This is a genomic window from Burkholderia sp. AU18528, from assembly GCF_002223215.2.
GTDB lineage: Bacteria > Pseudomonadota > Gammaproteobacteria > Burkholderiales > Burkholderiaceae > Burkholderia > Burkholderia semiarida.
The window spans coordinates 279835-299580 of record NZ_NKFC02000007.1; the positions used below are offsets into that span (position 1 = coordinate 279835).

At 67.5% G+C, this 19746-nt stretch carries 23 protein-coding genes and 1 pseudogene; 14 read left to right on the forward strand and 10 right to left on the reverse strand.

Annotated elements, in window-relative coordinates:
* Window positions 1–11 precede the first annotated feature (11 nt).
* Entirely contained in the window at window positions 12–1172 is a 1161-nt protein-coding gene (gene hpnH, locus CFB52_RS27995) for an adenosyl-hopene transferase HpnH (protein WP_006480287.1), read from the forward strand.
* 148 nt (window positions 1173–1320) lie between these two features.
* Here the strand turns inward: hpnH and CFB52_RS28000 are convergent, their stop codons facing one another.
* The 4 genes from CFB52_RS28000 to CFB52_RS34830 form a co-directional block, all read right to left on the reverse strand.
* The gene (locus tag CFB52_RS28000) at window positions 1321–1581 is read right to left on the reverse strand and encodes a hypothetical protein (protein ID WP_059581711.1); all 261 of its coding nucleotides are present in this window, start codon (window positions 1579–1581) and stop codon (window positions 1321–1323) included.
* 182 nt (window positions 1582–1763) lie between these two features.
* Complete coding sequence (locus tag CFB52_RS28005) at window positions 1764–2243, reverse strand: hypothetical protein (protein ID WP_059581708.1); 480 nt, start codon at window positions 2241–2243, stop codon at window positions 1764–1766.
* Window positions 2244–2466: 223 nt separating this feature from the next.
* A complete protein-coding gene (locus tag CFB52_RS28015; protein ID WP_060011197.1) occupies window positions 2467–2844 on the reverse strand; it encodes a hypothetical protein in 378 nt (125 codons plus the stop codon).
* 136 nt (window positions 2845–2980) lie between these two features.
* Window positions 2981–3157 carry a hypothetical protein gene (locus CFB52_RS34830; protein ID WP_180278274.1) on the reverse strand — a complete coding sequence of 59 codons (177 nt, stop codon included), beginning with the start codon at window positions 3155–3157 and terminating at the stop codon, window positions 2981–2983.
* Window positions 3158–3332: 175 nt separating this feature from the next.
* On the opposite strand from CFB52_RS34830, the gene CFB52_RS28020 reads away from it, so the two are divergent.
* Complete coding sequence (locus tag CFB52_RS28020; RefSeq protein WP_059581700.1) at window positions 3333–3686, forward strand: DOPA 4,5-dioxygenase family protein; 354 nt, start codon at window positions 3333–3335, stop codon at window positions 3684–3686.
* Between the two features lie 120 nt (window positions 3687–3806).
* Window positions 3807–4232, forward strand: a complete 426-nt coding sequence (locus tag CFB52_RS28025; protein ID WP_099318057.1) for a nuclear transport factor 2 family protein — start codon at window positions 3807–3809, stop codon at window positions 4230–4232.
* A gap of 58 nt (window positions 4233–4290) precedes the next feature.
* On the opposite strand, the gene CFB52_RS28030 is transcribed toward CFB52_RS28025, so the two are convergent.
* The 3 genes from CFB52_RS28030 to CFB52_RS28040 form a co-directional block, all read right to left on the reverse strand.
* Window positions 4291–4911 (reverse strand): hemolysin III family protein, encoded by a 621-nt coding sequence (locus CFB52_RS28030; protein ID WP_050013387.1) that lies wholly within the window; start codon window positions 4909–4911, stop codon window positions 4291–4293.
* A 205-nt stretch (window positions 4912–5116) separates the two neighbouring features.
* On the reverse strand, window positions 5117–5323 hold the full coding sequence (locus CFB52_RS28035) for a YbdD/YjiX family protein (protein ID WP_027781714.1): 207 nt from the start codon (window positions 5321–5323) through the stop codon (window positions 5117–5119).
* A gap of 12 nt (window positions 5324–5335) precedes the next feature.
* Complete coding sequence (locus CFB52_RS28040; RefSeq protein WP_099318058.1) at window positions 5336–7414, reverse strand: carbon starvation CstA family protein; 2079 nt, start codon at window positions 7412–7414, stop codon at window positions 5336–5338.
* A gap of 269 nt (window positions 7415–7683) precedes the next feature.
* Here CFB52_RS28040 and CFB52_RS28045 point away from each other — a divergent pair.
* The 8 genes and pseudogenes from CFB52_RS28045 to CFB52_RS28085 form a co-directional block, all read left to right on the forward strand.
* Window positions 7684–8073: pseudogene (locus tag CFB52_RS28045) on the forward strand (diaminopimelate epimerase); the annotation flags it as partial.
* A 77-nt stretch (window positions 8074–8150) separates the two neighbouring features.
* Window positions 8151–9035, forward strand: coding sequence for an RNA polymerase sigma-70 factor (locus CFB52_RS28050; RefSeq protein ID WP_099318061.1), 885 nt, complete (start codon window positions 8151–8153; stop codon window positions 9033–9035).
* A 192-nt stretch (window positions 9036–9227) separates the two neighbouring features.
* On the forward strand, window positions 9228–9707 hold the full coding sequence (locus tag CFB52_RS28055) for a carboxymuconolactone decarboxylase family protein (RefSeq protein ID WP_059581685.1): 480 nt from the start codon (window positions 9228–9230) through the stop codon (window positions 9705–9707).
* Window positions 9708–9780: 73 nt separating this feature from the next.
* Entirely contained in the window at window positions 9781–10185 is a 405-nt protein-coding gene (locus tag CFB52_RS28060) for a cupin domain-containing protein (RefSeq protein WP_059644407.1), read from the forward strand.
* A 109-nt stretch (window positions 10186–10294) separates the two neighbouring features.
* Entirely contained in the window at window positions 10295–11308 is a 1014-nt protein-coding gene (locus CFB52_RS28065) for a LysR family transcriptional regulator (RefSeq protein WP_099318062.1), read from the forward strand.
* Window positions 11309–11513: 205 nt separating this feature from the next.
* Window positions 11514–12269 carry an SDR family oxidoreductase gene (locus CFB52_RS28075; RefSeq protein WP_059581677.1) on the forward strand — a complete coding sequence of 252 codons (756 nt, stop codon included), beginning with the start codon at window positions 11514–11516 and terminating at the stop codon, window positions 12267–12269.
* Between the two features lie 20 nt (window positions 12270–12289).
* Window positions 12290–12805 carry an Ohr family peroxiredoxin gene (locus CFB52_RS28080; RefSeq protein ID WP_059644411.1) on the forward strand — a complete coding sequence of 172 codons (516 nt, stop codon included), beginning with the start codon at window positions 12290–12292 and terminating at the stop codon, window positions 12803–12805.
* 40 nt (window positions 12806–12845) lie between these two features.
* On the forward strand, window positions 12846–13598 hold the full coding sequence (locus CFB52_RS28085) for an SDR family NAD(P)-dependent oxidoreductase (RefSeq protein ID WP_060317800.1): 753 nt from the start codon (window positions 12846–12848) through the stop codon (window positions 13596–13598).
* 61 nt (window positions 13599–13659) lie between these two features.
* Here CFB52_RS28085 and CFB52_RS28090 read toward each other — a convergent pair whose 3' ends face one another.
* Together CFB52_RS28090 and CFB52_RS28100 are read right to left on the reverse strand one after the other, a co-directional pair.
* A complete protein-coding gene (locus tag CFB52_RS28090; protein WP_059581669.1) occupies window positions 13660–14088 on the reverse strand; it encodes a PRC-barrel domain-containing protein in 429 nt (142 codons plus the stop codon).
* A 373-nt stretch (window positions 14089–14461) separates the two neighbouring features.
* Entirely contained in the window at window positions 14462–15592 is a 1131-nt protein-coding gene (locus CFB52_RS28100) for a 3-deoxy-7-phosphoheptulonate synthase (RefSeq protein ID WP_099318063.1), read from the reverse strand.
* A 352-nt stretch (window positions 15593–15944) separates the two neighbouring features.
* On the opposite strand from CFB52_RS28100, the gene CFB52_RS28105 reads away from it, so the two are divergent.
* Complete coding sequence (locus CFB52_RS28105) at window positions 15945–16499, forward strand: hypothetical protein (protein WP_060317797.1); 555 nt, start codon at window positions 15945–15947, stop codon at window positions 16497–16499.
* A 55-nt stretch (window positions 16500–16554) separates the two neighbouring features.
* Window positions 16555–17820, forward strand: coding sequence for a hypothetical protein (locus CFB52_RS28110; protein WP_099318218.1), 1266 nt, complete (start codon window positions 16555–16557; stop codon window positions 17818–17820).
* Window positions 17821–17863: 43 nt separating this feature from the next.
* Here the strand turns inward: CFB52_RS28110 and CFB52_RS28115 are convergent, their stop codons facing one another.
* Complete coding sequence (locus tag CFB52_RS28115) at window positions 17864–18571, reverse strand: YceH family protein (protein ID WP_059644423.1); 708 nt, start codon at window positions 18569–18571, stop codon at window positions 17864–17866.
* 405 nt (window positions 18572–18976) lie between these two features.
* On the opposite strand from CFB52_RS28115, the gene CFB52_RS28120 reads away from it, so the two are divergent.
* The gene (locus CFB52_RS28120) at window positions 18977–19738 is read left to right on the forward strand and encodes an SDR family oxidoreductase (RefSeq protein ID WP_099318065.1); all 762 of its coding nucleotides are present in this window, start codon (window positions 18977–18979) and stop codon (window positions 19736–19738) included.
* The last annotated feature ends 8 nt before the right edge of the window (window positions 19739–19746 follow it).

Genomic DNA, 19746 nt, shown 5'->3' on the forward strand with positions numbered 1-19746 from the left:
GAGGACATCCCTTGTCTATTCCGCTGCTCCAGCAAGTCCGTGTCGGCGCCTACATCGTGCGCCAGCACCTGTCCGGCAACAAACGCTATCCGCTCGCGCTGATGCTCGAGCCGCTGTTCCGCTGCAACCTCGCGTGCAACGGCTGCGGCAAGATCGATTATCCGGATCCGATCCTGAACCAGCGTCTTTCCGTCGAGGAATGCCTGCAGGCCGTCGACGAGTGCGGCGCGCCCGTCGTGTCGATCGCCGGCGGCGAGCCGCTGCTCCACAAGGAGATGCCGGAAATCGTCAAGGGCATCATGAAGCGCAAGAAGTTCGTGTACCTGTGCACGAACGCGCTACTGATGGAAAAGAAGATGGACGACTACCAGCCGAGCCCGTATTTCGTCTGGTCGGTCCACCTCGACGGCGACAAGGACATGCACGACCATTCCGTGTCGCAGGAAGGCGTGTACGACAAGGCGGTCGCGGCGATCAAGGAAGCGAAGCGCCGCGGCTTCCGCGTGAACATCAACTGCACGCTGTTCAACGATGCGATCCCCGAGCGCGTCGCGAAGTTCTTCGACACGCTGGGCCCGATCGGCGTCGACGGCATCACCGTGTCGCCGGGCTATGCGTACGAGCGCGCGCCGGATCAGCAGCACTTCCTGAACCGCGACAAGACGAAGAACCTGTTCCGCGAAATCCTGAAGCGCGGCGAAGGCGGCAAGCGCTGGTCGTTCAGCCAGTCGTCGCTGTTCCTCGACTTCCTGGCCGGCAACCAGACGTACAAGTGCACGCCGTGGGGCAACCCGGCGCGTACGGTGTTCGGCTGGCAGAAGCCGTGCTACCTGGTCGGCGAAGGTTACGTGAAGACCTTCAAGGAACTGATGGAAACGACGGAGTGGGACAACTACGGCGTCGGCAACTACGAGAAGTGCGCGGACTGCATGGTCCACTGCGGCTTCGAGGCCACGGCCGTGATGGACACGATCTCGAACCCGCTGAAGGCGCTGCGCGTGAGCCGCAAGGGCATCAAGACCGACGGCCCGTTCGCACCGGACATCTCGATCGCGAAGCAGCGTCCGGCCGAGTACGTGTTCTCGCGCCACGTCGAGATCAAGCTCGAGGAAATCCAGCGCGCCGGCAAGGGCAAGCTGCAGAAGCCGGCGAAGTCGGCAACGGCCGCTTAAGCGCGTTTCGCCGCGCGGCGGTTCGCGCCTTCAGCGGCCACGCATCGAAGCAGCGCCACGGAGTTCGCTCCGTGGCGCTTTTGTTTTGTCGGACGCCGTGTGACGCGTGGCGCTTGCACGTGTACGTGCGGGGGCGAACGTCCGTTGCCTAGCTTCGCGACTCCGCCGCGGCGATCAGTTGCCACGCGGTCGGCCCCGGATCGAGCAGCGGATCGGACGGCGGGTCGAGATCGTGCCGATGCGCTTCCTCCGACGGCAATCTCTGTGATTTCGCGATGCCGATTTCGTCGCCGCAGACGGTGCATCGGTAGATGCCCGCCACCGTCACCTCGCTGCCCGGCGGGAGATTCTCGCTGAATGCGCGGCCACTTCCGCACGTGAAGTAGCCGCCGCTCCTGTATAGCGCCATCGCTCCTCCTGACCGAAAACGAATGCGTTCGCGTCGACACGCATGATCGCGGCGTTCGCCGCGAACGTCGCGAACATGGATCGTCGTCGCCCGGCCACACCGGGTTCCAGTCATGTCATTAGACGGCGCGCGGCCGCGCGATGGAATCGGACACGTATGAAACGCGGCCGTCGGCCAGCCGTTCAATGCAGAATGGCCGGCTCCCGCATCTTCGTCGCGGCCTGCGCGACCAACCCCGGCTGTTCGGCGGAAGCGAACGTGCAGACATGACGCCACAGCTCTGCCAGCCGATGCCGCGTGAGCGTCGCGACGCACGCGTCGTTCGCGGCGAGCACGCGTTCGAGCACCGCGCATTCGTCGGCGTGCAGCGTCCATGCACCGCCTTGCGCGGCGCGCGCCGCGCTCGCGTCCAGCACGCGCTCCGCGTCGACGCACAGGGCGATGGTCGCATCGGGGGAGACCGCATCGTCGAGCGCGAGGAAGACCAGATACACGCTCGTGCGCAGCCGCATCAGCAGCGCTTCGCTACCGTGCTCGCCGCGCAGCGCGACCAGCGCCATGTGGCATTTCAGCGAGATGTCGCGTGCATGCGCGAGCGGCAGCGGCAGCAGCCATTCGCGCGTCAACGGCGGATGGCGCCGGCCTTTTCGGGCAACCTTCATGATTCGCCCTCGCTCGCGCATGCGTCGTTCGCCGCCGCCCCCGGCCACGCGCTGCGGCACACGCGCGCGCAGCGGCCCGCGTCGCGCAGGGCGTGCGCCCGACGTCGCACGCCGCGCACATCGGCGCGCCGTCGCGTCGCGCTCGCTTGCGGCAGCCTGCGTATCGCCAGCTCACGCAACACGCCGAACAATCGGTTCGGGCACGCCATGTCCGTCTCCCGCATCAAAACGTGTTGTCGCCCTTCAGGTAGTACGCGGTTTTCACGAAGAACGCCTTCACCGGATGGCCGCTCTGCGCGTCGCGGGCCGCCCGCGCTTCCATCGCGGCCTTCTCGTCGCGCCACCGGTCGGGCATCGGGTTGTTCACGCGCTCGAGCGCACGCTGCATCGCGAGCGGATAGTTCTGGTTGCCGGCCGTCGTCGCGCGATAGCCGGCGCGCGTCATCTGCATGAGCTGCGCATCGGTTTCGGCACGCGCCGCCGACCAGGTCAACGGCGCGGCATTCGGGGTGTCGGCGACGCCGATCGACTGCGCAAAGCTAACGGCCGGCAACGCAGCGAGTGCGCAAGAAAGAACGGCAACGGGAACGAGGGATCGCATAATGGCCTCCAGATGGTTGTCCCCGCATCGATCCAGCATCGATGCGTTGAAATCATCGTATGTCGGGCCGCATCCCGGTTGAATAGCCGAATCCGCAATTGTTATTTTCAGCCGCGCATTCGGCGCATGAGCCGCGTCATTCGCGAATCCATTCGAAACGGAATTTCTTTATTTCATTCAACGACCTGATCGGATTCTTACCGGCGATCCGGCTCGGCGCACATACCGTTCTTTCAATTTCCGAAATGACGTGTTGCCGGCGCGATGCCGGCCGGCGCGCCTGCAGACAAGGCTTTGGCGTGATGTCGCGCATGCGGATACCGCCGAAACGATTTCATCCGATCAGCCGATTCTTCTGATGCAGGACAAATCATCCGCGTCGGCCTGCCGGATCGGGACACGACGCATGCCGCAAGGACGCGCGATAATCACGCATCGGCCGTTTCGCACGGCATGTCAGGTGTTTTCATTTTTAATCGAGCCTCTTCATGGTCGCTCTCGACATTACTGCCATCGACAGTTGGCACGCGCACGTCTATTTCGATGCGGCGAGCCGCGACGCGGCCTGGGCGTTTCGCCAGGTCGTCGACGCGCGGTTCGGCGCGGTCATCGAACTCGGCCGCTTTCACGAACGCCTCGTCGGCCCGCATCCGGCGTGGTCGTACCAGATCGCGTTCGGCGCCGCGCGATTCGACGACATCGTGCCCTGGCTCGTGCTGAACCACGGCGCGCTCGACATCTTCGTGCATCCGAATACCGGCGACGACCTGCGCGACCATCGCGATTGCGCGATGTGGATCGGCAAGTCGTATACGCTGAATCTCGACGCGCTGGCCGGCTAACCGCACGCGCGCCCTGCCGCCTTCGCCGCGGCGAGGCATTCACGTTTCGGGTCGACGTGAAACGTCTGGCGGCGGCGCGCCTCTACAGTGGTTTCCATGATCGACTTCCGGAAACCCGCGATGACACCCGCAGCCACCCACGCCGACGCCCGGCGTATCCATGAAGACTGGCACGCCGCCGTCGTCGCCCGCGACCTCGACGCGCTGATGTCGCTGTATGCCGACGACGCGGTGCTCGAAACGCCGCTCGTCGTCGCCACGCTGCCCGCGCACGGCTCGGGCGTGCTGCACGGCAAGGCCGCGATCGGCGCCTTCCTCGCGGCCGGCCTGCGCGATCCGGACAACGGGCTCGGGCGCTGGTACCGGACCGGGCTGTTCTTCTCGAACGGCCGCCAGCTCGTCTGGGAGTACCCGCGCGCAACGCCGGACGGCGACCAGGTGGATCTGGTCGAAGTGATGGATCTGCGCGACGGGCTGATCGCGCATCATCGTGTGTATTGGGGATGGGCCGGGTTCAACGCGCTGCGGGCCGCCTCGCGCCCGTAACGCATGCTCGGGCCGGCTCGCCACGCGCGGGCATCACCTGCCCGACGCTCCATGCCGCTCACGCGACATACATCGCGACACTGACGAACTGGCACAGGCTGCCGGCCAGCACGAAAAGGTGCCAGATACCGTGCCCGTGGCGGATGCGTTCGTCGTTGATGAAGAAGTAGATCCCCGCGCTGTAGATCACGCCACCGGCCACGAGCCACGCGGTGCCCACGGGCGGCAGCGCATGAATCAGCGGACGCACGGCGACGAGCGCGAGCCAGCCCATCAGCACGTACAGGATCATCGACAGCAGGCGCGTGCGGCGCCCGAGCGTCAGCTCCTGCACGATGCCGAACACGGCGAGCCCCCAGCTCACGCCGAACAGCGACCAGCCCCACGGGCCGCGCAGCGTGACCAGCGTGAACGGCGTGTAGCTGCCGGCGATCAGCAGGTAGATCGCGGCATGGTCGCATTTCTGCAGGATCGCCTTCAGGCGCGGGTTGCGCACGCTGTGATACGCCGTCGAGATCGCGTAGAGCAGGATCAGCATCGCGCCGTACACGCTGAAGCTCACGACCTTGTACGGGTCCCCTTCGAGCGCGCCCATCGTCACGAGCGCCACGAGGCCGGCTACCGACAGCACCGCGCCGACGAGATGGGAAATGCTGTTGAAACGCTCACCGACATGCACGACGTGTTCTCCTGCGGTCCATCGGGAAAAGAGGGAGCCCTATGATACCGGCGGCCGGATAGCCCGTGCTGCGCCCGGGCAAACGGCGTGCGAGCGCCATGCGCCGCGCGCCGCCGGCCGGCGCAAAAAAAAGCGCCGCGACATCCATCGCGGCGCTTCCGTTTCGTCAACCGGACCGATTCGTCAGGTCATTGCAACGGCCGGTTCAGCAACACTTCCCTGCTCCCGACCCATACCGCGCGTTCTGGCGTTCGCGGAAGAATTCCTCGTAGGTCATCGGCTCGCGGTCCGGATGGGTTTCGCGCATGTGCGCGACGTAGGTGTCGTAGTCGGGCAGGCCGACCATCAGCCGCAACGCCTGCCCGAGGTAACGCCCCGCGCTGCGCAGGTCGCTGCCGAGATCGGTAAACATCGCGGCCTCCCGTTATCGTCCGCTGCCGAGCGCCTGCGCGGCCGGCATTGCTTCGTACGGCGTCTCGCGCACGGTCGGCTTCGATTCGCGGCGCGCGCGCAGCACGGCGAGCAGGCCGTACACCGCGATGCTCAAGACGACGAAGATGAACAGCCCGGCCAGCGCCGCATCGATGTAGTCGTTGAAGATGATCCGCTTCATCTGCGCAATCGACTTCGCCGGCGCGAGCACCTTGCCTTCGTCCACCGCGGCCTGCAGCTTCGCGGCGTGCGCGAGGAAGCTGACCTTCGGGTTCGCGTCGAAAATCTTCTGCCAGCCGGCCGTCAGCGTGCAGATCAGGAGCCACGCGGTCGGTACGATCGTCACCCACGCATAGCGCTCGCGCTTCATCTTGAACAGCACGACGGTGCCGAGCACCAGCGCGATCGCGGCGAGCATCTGGTTGGAGATGCCGAACAGCGGCCACAGCGTGTTGATGCCGCCGAGCGGATCGACCACGCCCTGGTACAGGAAGTAGCCCCATGCGGCCACGCACAGCCCGGTGGCGACCAGGTTCGCGGGCAGCGACTCGGTGCGCTTGAGCGCCGGGTGGAACGTGCCGAGCAGATCCTGCAGCATGAAGCGGCCCGCACGCGTGCCCGCGTCGACGGCCGTCAGGATGAACAGCGCCTCGAACAGGATCGCGAAGTGATACCAGAACGCCATCATCGCTTCGCCGCCGATCACCTGGTGCAGGATGTGCGCCATGCCGACGGCCAGCGTCGGCGCGCCGCCCGCGCGCGCGATGATCGTCGTTTCGCCGACGGCCTTTGCGGTTTGCGTGAGCATGTCGGGCGTCAGCACGAAGCCCCATTGCGTGACGGTGTTCGCGACCGCTTCCGGCGTCGAGCCGAGCACGGCCGCCGGCGCGTTCATCGCGAAGTAGATGCCCGGCTCGATCACGCACGCGGCGACCAGCGCCATGATCGCGACGAACGATTCCATCAGCATCGCGCCGTAACCGATGAAGCGCGCGTTGGTTTCGTTGTCGATCAGCTTCGGCGTCGTGCCCGACGAGATCAGCGCGTGGAAGCCCGATACGGCGCCGCACGCGATCGTGATGAACAGGAACGGGAACAGGTTGCCCGACCACACCGGGCCCGTGCCGTCGACGAACTTCGTCAGCGCGGGCATCTTCAGTTCCGGTGCGACGACCAGGATGCCGATCGCGAGGCCGAGGATCGTGCCGATCTTCAGGAACGTCGACAGGTAGTCGCGCGGCGCGAGCAGCAGCCACACCGGCAGCACCGATGCGACGAAGCCGTAGCCGATGAGAATCCACGTGAGCTGCGTGCCGCTGAACGTGAACCATGCGGCGACCGTGGGCGAGGCGGCCACGTTCTGGCCGAACGCGATCGCCGCCATCAGCCCGATGAAGCCGATGATCGACACTTCGCCGATGCGGCCCGGGCGGATGTAGCGCGTGTAGACGCCCATGAACAGCGCGATCGGAATCGTCGCGGCGACGGTGAACGTGCCCCACGGCGAATTCGTCAGCGCCTTCACGACGATCAGCGCGAGCACCGCGAGGATGATCACCATGATCAGGAACGCGCCGAACAGCGCGATCACGCCGGGCACCGTGCCGAGTTCCATCTTGACGAGGTCGCCGAGCGAGCGGCCGTCGCGGCGCGTCGAGATGAACAGCACGATGAAGTCCTGCACGGCGCCCGCGAACACGACGCCGGCCAGGATCCACAGCATGCCGGGCGTATAGCCCATCTGCGCGGCGAGCACGGGGCCGACCAGCGGCCCGGCGCCGGCGATCGCGGCGAAGTGATGGCCGAACAGCACGTACTTGTTGGTCGGCACGTAGTCGAGGCCGTCGTTGTACTTGACCGCCGGCGTCATGCGCAGCCCGTCGAGCTGCATGACCTTGCTGGCGATGAAACGGCTGTAGAAGCGATATGCGATCAGATACACGCAGACTGCGGCGATCACGATCCAGAGGGCACTGACGCGCTCGCCGTGCGCGAGTGCGATCGTGCCGAATGCGAACGCGCCGAGTAGCGCGACCGCGATCCAGAGCAGGGTACTGGAAGCCCGATTCATGGCGTCTCCTGGTCTCCAATGTGTTTTTGAGTGGATGCGGCCCGAAAGCCGAACCCGCGTGACGTCGATGCGTCGTGCCGCAGCCTCGCAGAAGCCGCGGCGATGGGCCGTAGTATTCCGCGCGACGGGGGCCGCTTACAAGCGGATAACTACGTATGAGGATCTACGTAGAATTACGTAGTCGCTGTCACATGCCCGCCGTCAGGCCACGATTGCTCACGACCGGCGAGCCACGTACAGTATTCGCCTGCCCCCATTCCGGAACCGCCATGCCGATTGCATTTCAGAAGACGAACGCGAATGGCGATGACTTCGTCATCGTCAACCTGCGTGGTCAAGGGCACGATCCCGCGCATCGCGTCGATCGCGACCTCGTGCGACGCATCGGCGGTCGGCATCGCGGCATCGGCTCCAACCCGCTCGCGGTTGGGTCGGATTGCGACGATGCGGCCGCCCGTGTCGCGTTCCGGAACCCCGACGGCTCGGCGCTCGATACCTGCGGCAGCGCGACGCGCGGTGTCGCATTGAAGCTGATGCGGGGAACCGGCGCGGCGTCGGTCGTGCCGTGCACGAATCGCGGGCGCCTGCACTGTTCCCAGGATACAGACGGGTTGATCGAGGTCGAAATGGGCGTGCCGCTGCTCGGCTGGCAGGACGTGACGGTTCGATGGAACGGCACCGGCAGCGTGTTCCTGAGCGGGCACGTGACATTCGGGTTCAACGGGGCGTGGCTGTGATGACCGACGACGCACAAACCTTTCACGCGTTGCGCCCGCGCCTGCAGAAGATCGCGTACCGGATGCTCGGCTCGATCGCGGACGCCGAGGACATCGTGCAGGACGTGTGGCTGCGCTGGCACGACGCGGCGCGCGAGCGCATCGAGAACGCCGAGGCCTGGCTCGTCGCGGTCACGACGCGGACGTCGATCGACCGCCTGCGCGCGGCGAAGCTCCGGCGCGAGCACTACACGGGCATCTGGCTGCCCGAGCCGGAACTGGGCGAATCGCCTGCCACGCCGGAGGAAATGACCGAGCGCGCGAACGACGTATCGGTCGCGTACCTGCTGCTGCTCGAACGGCTGACGCCGGAAGCGCGCGCGGCCTTCCTGCTGCGCGAAGTGTTCGATGCCGACTACGACGAGATTGCCGACGCGATCGGCAAATCCGAAGCCGCGTGCCGGCAGCTCGTCAGCCGCGCGAAGGCCCAGTTGCGAGACGACGACAGGCCGCGCCACGCCGTGCCGCGCGAAACCCACCGGCAATTGCTGCAGAGCTTTTCGCACGCGCTCGCGCAAGGCGATTTCCCGTCGATCCAGGCGCTCCTCGCCGAAGACGCGATGCTGATCGGCGATGGCGGCGGCAAGGTCCAGAGTTTCCCGAAACCGCTGGTCGGCGGTCGCCGCATCGCTCAACTGTTCTATGCGACGTGGTTGCGCTGCGGCAGCGGTGTCGAGATGCGGCCGGTCGTGCTGAACGGCGAATGGGCGATGCTGCGCTTCATCGCGGGGCAACTCGAAGCAGCGATGTCGTTCGAGACCGACGGCGCGCGCATCGGCCGGATTCTCGTGCAGCGCAACCCCGACAAGCTCGCGCGGATCGCGGCCGCCTGCGCGGCCGGCTGACTTGCGCGTCCCCGCGCCGGCGCCGGCCGCACCCGCAGTCGAGCGCGGATTGATGCAGCGCGCGCAACACGATGCGTCCCTGTGCGTGGCTACCGCGTACCGGCGCACCCTCCTAAGATGATTTCGCGCGGCGCCCTGCCGCCCACGACACCCGCACCACGCGGGCCAGCCTCTTCGTCGCCAGGAGAAATCATGACGCAGCGTCTCAACTACATGCATCAATCGCCCGAGCTGTTCAAGCAGTTCCTCGAACTCAGCAATTTGCTGCGCGGCAGCGCGATCGAGGAATCGATCCGCGATCTCGTATCGGCCCGTGCGTCGCAGCTCAACGGCTGCGCGTTCTGCCTCGACATGCACGTGAAGGAAGCGCGCCTTCACGGCGAGCGCGAGCTGCGCCTGCACCATCTGGCGACGTGGCGCGAATCGACGCTGTTCTCGCCGCGCGAGCGGGCCGCGCTGGCCTGGACCGAAATACTGACGAAGCTTCCCGAGCACGGCGTGCCGGACGATGTCTACGATCGCGTGCGCGGCCAGTTCTCCGAGAAGGAATTGTCGGACCTGACGTTCGAAGTGATGGCGATCAACGGCTGGAATCGCGCGAACGTGGCGTTCCGCACCGCTCCGGGTTCGGCAGACAAGGCTTACGGCCTCGACAAGGCCAATCTCGCCTGACGCCCTCGCCCGGTCGCGGGCGCCCTTCTTCGCCGCCGGCGGCCTGCCGGCGGCGGTCACTGGAATACATCCCATGATTCGCTTGAAACATGCCGTCGCATCCGCGCTCCTGGTCGCGGCCGCCACCGCCGGCGCCGCCCATGCGGCGCCCTCGGCCATCGTCACGACGCTGATGACGAAGCCGCTCGACGACTATCCGGGCAAGGAAGCCCAGATGATCTCGGTCGAATACCCGCCCGGCGCGGTAGACCCAGTTCACCGCCACCACGCCGACGCGTTCGTCTATGTCGTCGAAGGCTCGATCGTGATGCAGGTGAAGGGCGGCGAGCCCGTCACGCTGAAACCGGGCCAGACCTTCTACGAGGGCCCGAACGACCTGCACACGGTCGGACGCAACGCGAGCCAGACCCGGCCCGCGAAGTTCATCGTGCTGCTGTTGAAGGACAAGGGCGCGCCCGTGCTCGTGCCGGAAAAATAGCCGGCTCGCACGCCGCCGCGACCTTTTTGAAAAAATGCGGCGGGCGGTGTCACAGGCGGCAGCGCTGAAACGTCTAGTCGCATACGGACACCACGATTCAAGCGCCACCATGCCCGACACCTCCATCCGCCGCCCCGATGCCGACGACCCGTTCGCGCGCAGCTTCTCGACCTGCTACGCCGGCGTGGTCACGTTCCTGGCCGTCGTCACCGAGGGCAGCTTCGCGCGCGCCGCCGACCGCCTCGGCGTCGGCCGCTCGTCGGTCAGCCGCCACGTGCAGCGGCTCGAGGACCGGCTCGACGCACGCCTGTTCCAGCGCACCACCCGCAGCATGTCGCTGACGCGCGAAGGCGAGCTTTTCTACGAAAACTGCCGGCCCGGCATCGAGCATCTGGCGCAGGCGCTCGAGGACATGCGCGAGCTGCGCAGCGGGCCGCCTAGCGGACACCTGCGCATCGGCGCGACGCCGGGCTTCGGCCGCAAGGTCATCGCGCCGCTGCTGCGCGACTTCCATGCGCAGTATCCGGACATCACGCTCGAACTGCTGCTGAACGACCGGCCCGTCGATTTCTCCGCCGACCGCATCGACGTCGCGTTTCGCGACGGCCGCATGGAGGACAGCGCGATCGTCGCGCGCCGGCTGATTCCGATGCAGATGATCGTCTGCGCGTCGCCGTCGTACGCGCATCAGCACGGCTTGCCGCGCCACGTCGACGATCTCGAGCGGCATCGCTGCATCAACCTGCGCACCGCATCGGGCCGCGTGACGGAATGGGAATTCAGGATCGACGGCGTGACGCAGCAGCGCCAGATCGCCGCGCATCACACGTTCAACGACATCGATCTCGTCGTGCAGGCGGCGCTCGACGGGCTCGGCATCGCGCAGTTGCCCGCGTACCAGGTGTGCGACCTGCTCGCCGACGGCCGGCTGGTGAGCTGTCTCGGCCAGCACGCGCCGGACGACGGCGGCCACTATCTCTGTTACCTGAGCCGCAAGCACCTGCCCACGCGGATCCGCGTGTTCATCGACTACATGATCGAACAGACGCGTGCGCGCGAGCTGCAGTGCCCGACGACGATGACGACCATGACGACGACGGCGCCGCTGGAGGCGGTCGATTGATGCATTCGCGGCAACATGGTGAGGGCTTGCAGGACACTGGCGGATCGCGCGGCGCATGCCTACGATGCGGGCTGTTCGGCAGGCACGCGCATACGGCGCGGCGCCGCTCGGCAAGGCGGCGGCCCGATCGCGCGAACGCGATCGGCGCCGGTTTCGGCAGGTTCAAGCGGCGCGCATGTCGCGCGCCCGTTCAAGGAGAGCAATCGTGAAGATCGTCGTCATTGGTGGTACCGGCCTCATCGGCAGCAAGGTCGTCAGGAACCTGATCGCACGCGGCCACGACGCGGTGGCGGCAGCGCCGTCGACGGGCGTCGATACGATCACGGGTGCGGGGCTGGACGATGCGCTCGCCGGCGCGGAGGTCGTGGTCGATCTCGCGAATTCGCCGTCGTTCGAGGAAGCGGCCGTGAAGGCATTCTTCGAGGCGTCGGGACGCAACCTGTTCGCCGCGGAGCGCGCGGCCGGCGTGCGCCATCACGTCGCGTTGTCGGTGGTCGGCACCGACCGGTTGCAACAGAGCGCGTATTTCCGCGGCAAGATCGTTCAGGAGAACCTGATCCGCGAAGCGGGCGTGCCGTACACGATCGTGCGCTCGACGCAGTTCTTCGAATTCGTCGGCGCGATCGCGCAGGCTGGCGCGCAAGGCGACACGGTCCGCTTGACCACCGCGCATTTCCAGCCGATCGCGTCGGACGACGTCGCGGCCGCCGTGACCGATTTCGCGCTCGATGCGCCGCGCAACGGCATCGTCGAGATCGGCGGCCCCGAGCGCGTGCGGATCGCCGATCTGGTCGAACGTTTCCTGTCGGCCACGCACGACGCGCGCACGGTGACGCGGGATGCGGGCGCCGACTACTTCGGCGCGGTGCTGCAGGACGACACGCTCGTGCCGGCGCCCGGCGCGCGCCTCGGCGCGACGACCTTCGACGCGTGGTTCCGGCAGCACGCGCTCGCGCGCTGACCACCGCCGGATCGCACACCATGACGCCGCTGCGCCCGCCGCCGCTGTCGCTGCTCGACCGGTATCGCGGCCGAGAACCGCAGACGCTGTACTCGACGACGGTCACCGTCACGGGCGGCGAGGCCGAGCACGGCCGCGCATCGGGCGTCGCGCGTTCCGACGACGGGCGCCTGGATGTCGCGCTGCGCCTGCCGTCCGCACTGGGCGGGCCCGGCGACGGCCCGAACCCGGAGCAACTGTTCGCCGCGAGCTACGCGGCGTGTTTTCACGGCGCGCTGAGCCTGCTGGCCGCACGGGCGGGCGTAGCGATCGCCGGCGCGTCGGTGTCCGCATCGATCGACTTCTGCCGCGATCCGATGGACGGGTTGTTCATGCTGAACGCGAACATTCGCGTGCGGCTGCCGGGCGTCGAACGCACGTTGGCGGAAGAACTCGTCCGCAATACGGAGCGTTTCTGTCCGTATACGAAGATGGCGCACGACGGGATCAGCCACATCGTGGCGCTTGCGCCGGCGGACGATGCGCCCGAACGCTAGACGGCGCGAACGTTCCACCCATCGTCTTCACGAGGGAGTCATGCAGTCATTCGACAACAAGGTGGTCCTCATTACCGGCGGCGGCGCCGGCATCGGGCGGGCGGCGGCCGTCGCGTTCGCGCGCGAAGGGGCGCGCGTCGTCATCACGGGCCGCCGCGAAGAGGCGCTTTCCGCCGCCGCGCGCAGCGCGCCGGGCATCGACTACGTGGTCGCGGACGCCGGCAATCCGGCCGACGCCATGCGCACGATCGACGAAACGGTCGCACTGGCGGGGCGGCTCGACGTGCTGGTCAACAATGCGGGCGCGGGGGCGATCCTGCCGCTCGAGTCGGCGACCTTCGACGCGATCAGCGCGATCTTCCGCGTCAATACGCTCGGGCCGTCGATGCTCGCGACCGCCGCGCTGCCGCATCTGAAAGCGGCGCGCGGCAGCATCGTCAACGTGTCGAGCACGTTCGGACACAAGGCTGCGGCGCTGTTGTCGCACTATGCGGCGAGCAAGGCCGCGCTCGAGCATCTGACGCGCTGCTGGGCGCTCGAGCTCGCATCGGCGGGCGTGCGCGTGAACGCCGTTGCGGCGGGCCCGACGGAAACGGACTTCCTGTCGGAACGGATGAAGCTGTCGGAAACCGACATCGAAGCGATCAAGGCGCAGGAGCGCGCGCGCATTCCGCTCGGCCGGCGTGGCGAGCCCGCGGACGTCGCGAGCTGGATCGTGTCGCTGGCGTCGCCGCAGGCGGCATGGATGACGGGGCAGGTAATCACGGTCGACGGCGGGCTCGACGCAACCTGACCGTCGCCGGAACGCGCGTCACCCGTCGCGACGGGCGACGCGTGACGCGCGAGATGGAGGATCAGTGCTTTTCGTCGACCTTCTTCGGCTTCGGCGGCGACGGCACCTTCGCGTACTGGAACGCCGGCGTGGCCTTCAGCGCCTCCTTCGTCGCGCCGGGCAGGTAGATGTTGCCGTTGCGCACGTCGAGCGACGCGATCGGCACCGCGACGTCATGCGCGGCCACGCCGAGGAAGCCGCCGGCCGACACGATCGCGGCGGACACCGAGCCGTCCGGCGCGACGATCAGGTCGCGCACCTTGCCGACCTTCTGGTTGTCGTCGTTGTATACGGTCTTGCCGAGCACGCTCTTCTTCACGCTCCAGCCTTCGAGCAGCGCCTGCGACTGCTCGACGGTCACGCTGATCGGCTGCGCGCCCGCGATCTGCGCGTGCGCGCTGACGCTCGAGGCGAGGACGGTTGCTGCGATGAGGGTCTTGTAGAACTTCATGTTTCATGCACTCCGGTGCGGTTGTTGTGGATTCCGGGCGCGAAGCGGGCGCAACGGCTGATCGGTGGGCACCCCGCGGATGGCCGCCCCGCGCTTCGTCGGTCGCGTGACGGCCGGCCGCACCGCCACTGCGCGTGTGCGTGGCGGACCGGCGTGGCCGGACTGCGGCGAGCAACACGTCTTTCATGGTAGCGGCATTCGCCGGATCGTGCGTTCACGATGCAACACGGCAGATGGGGCAAGCCGGATCCGGATCAACGATCGTGCGGACAAGTGGAGCGAGCGGCCCCGAAAAATGGCGCCGCGGCCTGCCGATCGGGACAACCTCACGAAACGCATACCCGGCCTTCGCGGCGCATCGGACCACGCGGCGTCACGCATTGCGCGAATACGTTCGCCGGTGCCGCACGGCGTCGGCCAGCACGTCGAGCACAGGCTCCGTCTGCGTCCAGCTCAGGCACGCATCGGTGATCGACACGCCGTACTTGAGCGGCACGCCGGGCTTCAGGTCCTGTCGGCCGGCTTCGAGATGGCTCTCCACCATCACGCCGACGATCCGATGCTCGCCCTGCCCCAACTGCCGCGCGAGATCCTGCGCCACGTCGATCTGCCGCTCGTGCGACTTGTTCGAGTTCGCATGCGAGCAATCGACCATCACCTGTTCGCGCAATCCGGCCTTGCGCAGCACCGCGCAGCTTGCTTCGACGTGCTCGGCGTCGTAGTTCGGCCCGTTCTTGCCGCCGCGCAGGATCACGTGCGCATCGTCGTTGCCGCGCGTCTCGAAGATCGCGGCCATCCCCATCTTCGTCATCCCCATGAACGCATGGCTCGCAGCCGCGGCGACGATCGCGTCCGACGCGACCTGCACGCCGCCGTCGGTGCCGTTCTTGAAACCGATCGGGCAGCTCAGCCCCGACGCCAGCTGACGGTGGCTCTGGCTCTCGGTGGTGCGCGCGCCGATCGCGCCCCACGCGATCAGGTCAGCGATGTACTGCGGGCTCAGCAGGTCGAGGAATTCGGTCGACGCCGGCAGGCCGAGCGCGTTGATGTCGAGCAACAGTTGCCGCGCGGCGCGCAGCCCTTCGTTGATGCGGAAGCTGCCATCCAGGCGCGGATCGTTGATGTAGCCCTTCCAGCCGACCGTCGTGCGCGGCTTCTCGAAGTAAACGCGCATCGTGATCAGCAGGTCGTCCTTCAACGCGTCGGCGGCCGCCTTCAGCCGGCGTGCGTAATCGAGCGCCTGGTCGTGATCGTGGATCGAGCACGGGCCGACGACGAGCAGCAGGCGGTCGTCGCGGCCGTGCAGGATGTCGCCGATCGCGCGGCGCGTGTCTTCGACGAGCGTCTGCGTGGCGGCCGGCACCGGCAGTTCGTCGAGCAGCAGCGCGGGCGAAATCAGCGGGCGCACCGCGCCGATGCGCACGTCGTCGATGCGCGTGGTGTCCTGCGTCGCGTCGGCGCTGCCTACCTCGCGATCGTGGGAAGGATTGTCGAGGTTCTGCATGGTGATTCTCCGGGGGACGTCTGTCTGGAATGATGGGCAGGCTCGATTATGGCACTCGCGCGAAACGGTAGCGGCTTGCGGCAGGGGAAGGCGGGCGAGCGCCGCCGCGGGAATGCGGCCGACGTCAAAACGAGGCAAAAAAGGCGTGTCGCAAGGGTTCGCCCGCGGTTCGCCGCGTTGCGCGGCGTGGTGACCAGCAAGTGGCCCGGCCGTTCGGCCGAGTGTTCGCGTGCGGGCGAAGTACCGTACGATCGCAATTGTCCGGTAGCGAAGCGGCCCGTCGGGTGACGTCCGCCGCTTCGCGTACCGCTTGCCTGCGACCACGCGTTCCCTGCCCGACCGACACATCACGATGACCGTCTCCGAATTGCTCCGCGCCATCCGCCAACCCTATGCCGATCTGCTCGCGAAAGCGGCCACGCAACCGGCGGTCGTCGTCGAACCGGCCTACCGGCGGGACGACGGCACGCTGGCCACCGAAGGTCCGCTCGCGCTGCCGTGCCGCGCCGATACCATCGCCGCCGAAGGCGAATCGGCCGGCGAGCCCGCGATGGTCGACTCGGCCACGCAACTGGATTTCGAGCCGTTCGCGTTCGAGCTCGAAACGGCGGCCGTGTCGATCCGCCCGTTTGTCTGGGACTGGGCCGCGGTCGAAGCCGACGGTCTCGACGCAACCGCTGCCAACGACGCCTTCAAGACGTGGTTCCTCGCGTGGTTCGACGGGGACGACGAGAACACGCCAGCCGAGGATGGATTGCACGGCATCGTTCACTACCTGTCGGAACCGGTTCGCACGGAACAGGGCTGGCGCATCCACGCGGATCTCGGTTCCGCACCGGAGACGGCCGTCGAGGATCTGCTGTTCCGGCTCGTCGATGCCGGCGCGACGCGGATCAGTGTCGGTTGACATGCATCTTCATCATTCACGCACCGTCATGAAAACCATCCTGTTGTCGCCCGTGATGCGCCCGTTGATCCGAAGCGCGTGTGCGCTGATCGCGCTGCACGCGAGCTTTGCCAACGCCGCGCCACGCACCGTCTATGAAGGAACGCTGCAAGGCGCCGGAACCGTCGTGATGGAACTCGACGATCGCCCGGCCGCGGACGGCTCGATCACGGGCCGCTATTTCTATGCGCAGTTCGGCGTCGATATTCCGCTGCGAGGCAAGCCCGCGCAACTGGTCGAGCCGCTCGTGCGTTCGCAATTGCCGGACGATGTGCGCAGCGCGTCGAAATACAGCGGGCAGCCCGATTTCGATCACAGGGCGGCCACCTGGCAGGGCACACGGGACAAAGATGGCTATCGCGGCCGTTGGATCGATGCGCGCTCGGGCAAGACGCGGCCCTTCGCGTTGCGCCGCGTGGCTGCATACGATCCCGACGCGGTTGCACCCGGCCCCGTCGAAGCGATTAGCGCGCTCGTGGCGGGCGGTATCGGCAGCGGCGTCGCGCGCAGTGAGGACATCGACATGCAGCACGCGCCTTATGCCACATTGAAGCTTGCCGGGCACGCGCAGCCGGTCGGCTCCGAAGTGGGCGACGGTACGGTTGCGTACCGAATGTGGCGCGACCCGCGCACGGTGCTCGCGTATCCGCGCCTGAGCCGCCATCCCGACCCGGCCGTGATGGCGCGGATCAATCGTTTGCTCGAACAGCGGCACTGGCAAATGAATCTCGCGGCGCTCGAATGCGCGTCGACGCGCTATACCGACGACGGGCCGGCCGCCGGAACGCTGGGCAGCTACGACGACGAGAGCGTGACGGTCACGTGGCTGTCGCGGGCGGCGCTGGGGATCGTGGAAGCAGGCAGCACGTACTGCGGCGGCGCGCACCCGGACAATCACTACGATCCGGTCACGTTCGACCTGCTGCGCGGCACGTATCTCGACTGGAATCGCGTGATCGACGCCGCTGCGCCGGCCGAAGACCATGAATCGGCAACGAGCGCCGCGCTGGCGAAGTTCATTGCGCGGCTGCGCGACGGAACCTCACCGGGCACACAATCGACGGACGGCGACGACGATTCGCTATCGTGCGCCGACGTGTTCCCGCAATATCTGGCATTCGAACTCGATGCGCCCGGGAAGCTGTCGTTCGTCGTATCCGGGATCGGTCACGCAATGGGCGCCTGCCTCGGGCCTCAGCTCGACGCGCCTTTTGCCGCGCTCGCGCCGATCCTGAGACCGGGCGGTGCGCGTTACCTCGTCCCCGGCGTCAAGCTGAAGTAACGCGGCGGTGCGCACGCTCCGCCGTCATCGCATCGGCAGACGATCAGCCCGCGTCGCCCGGCGCGTCTGCGTCGATGCCGAGTTCGCTCGCCATCCGCTGAACCAGCGCATTCAGGCGCGCCACTTCGTCCGCCAGGCGCTTCTGCTCGGCCTTCAGCGCTTCGAATTCGGAAGGCGGCACCGAATCCGCGCCGCCTGCATCCGCGCTCGCGAAGTCGGCCATGTTCACTTCGCCGCACATCAGGTGCATCCAGCGGTTCTCGCGCGCGCCCGGTGCACGCGGCAGGCGGACGACGAGCGGCTGCGCGCGCGCCGCGAGTTCGTCGAGGAACGCCTCGACCGACGAGATATCCGCGAAGCCGTGCAGGCGCGCGCTGTTCAGGCGCAACTCCGCGGCCGTCTGCGGGCCGCGCAGCAGCAGGATCGTCAGCAGCGCGATCGCCTGGCTCGGGATGCCGAGCACGCGGTTCATGTTGTGCTCGAAACGCGGCACGCGGCTGCTGCTGCCCTCCATCACGAGGCTCAGGTGCTTCAGCCCGTCGAGCGCGGTCGTGACTTCGTCCTCGCTCACGTTCATCACGGGCGAGCGCGCGGTTTTCTGGTTGCAGCCGGCGGTCAGCGCGTTCAGCGACAGCGGATAGGTATCCGGCACCGTGTGCTGTTTCTCGACGAGCACGCCGAGAATGCGGGCCTCGAGGGGCGTGAGTTCGCGAAGGGCGCGGGGCGTGGGCGTATCCGGCGTGGTGTTCATGGGTGGCGTCGCAGCGTGCAGCAGGTGAAGGGAACGGTCGCGGCCCGCGCGGCATCGCGCACGGGCGAGCCATATGATAGCTCGCGACGCGTGTCCCGGCGCCGCTCGCCGCCCCGGCGTGCGCACTTGCCGCAGCGGGCTTTCGTCGGACGTGGCGGTGCGCCCGATGGCACGCGGCACCAAGCGGCGATGCATGCGCGCGCCGCACCGCCGATTCATCGTCCACGCGCGCCCGGGCGTTTGCGCGATGCGCATGCCGGCGCTACGATATGCGTTCATCCCGATACCCGCGGCGCCGCGCGCGACCGTCCTCGCACGCCACACCACGCATGACTCGCCGAACGCGCCGCCGCCGTGCCGCGCGCCGCTCGTCACTCCTGCTCACCCCCTCACCGGTTCACCACCATGACTGCATCTTCTTCCGCACACGTGCGCGCCATCGTCACCGGACACACGCGCGGCGTCGGCGCGGCGCTCGCCGAACAACTGCTGCAGGAAGGCATCGTCGTGCTCGGCGTGTCGCGCAGCCGTCATCCGTCGCTCGCGTCGCAAGCCGGCGACCGCTTCGCCGAAGTCGAACTCGATCTGTCGGACATGACGGCCGTCGCCACCTGGCTGGCCGGCGACACGCTGCGCGGCTTCGTCGACGGCGCCTCGCTCGTGCTGCTGTTCAACAACGCGGGCATCGTCGATCCGATCGGCCCGCTCGCCGCGCAGGACCCGACGATCGTCGCCCGCGCGGTCGGACTGAACGTCGCCGCGCCTCTGATGCTGTCGGCGGCGCTCGTGCAAGCCGCATCGGCGTCGACCGAATGCCGGATCGTGCACCTGTCGAGCGGCGCGGCCCGCAACGCGTATGCGGGCTGGAGCGTCTACTGCGCGACCAAGGCCGCGCTCGATCACCATGCGCGCGCCGTCGCGCTCGATGCGAACGGCGCGCTGCGCATCTGCAGCGTCGCGCCGGGCGTCGTCGATACCGGCATGCAGGCCACGATCCGCGCGACCGGCGAAGATCGCTTCCCGATGCGCGGGAAATTCGAACAGTTGAAGTCGAGCGGTGCGCTCGCCACGCCCGAAGCGACCGCCCGACAACTGATCGGCTATGCGTTGAGCGACGCATTCGGTGCCGAGCCGACGGCCGACGTGCGCAACCTGCCGACGAAGTAAGCGCCGGA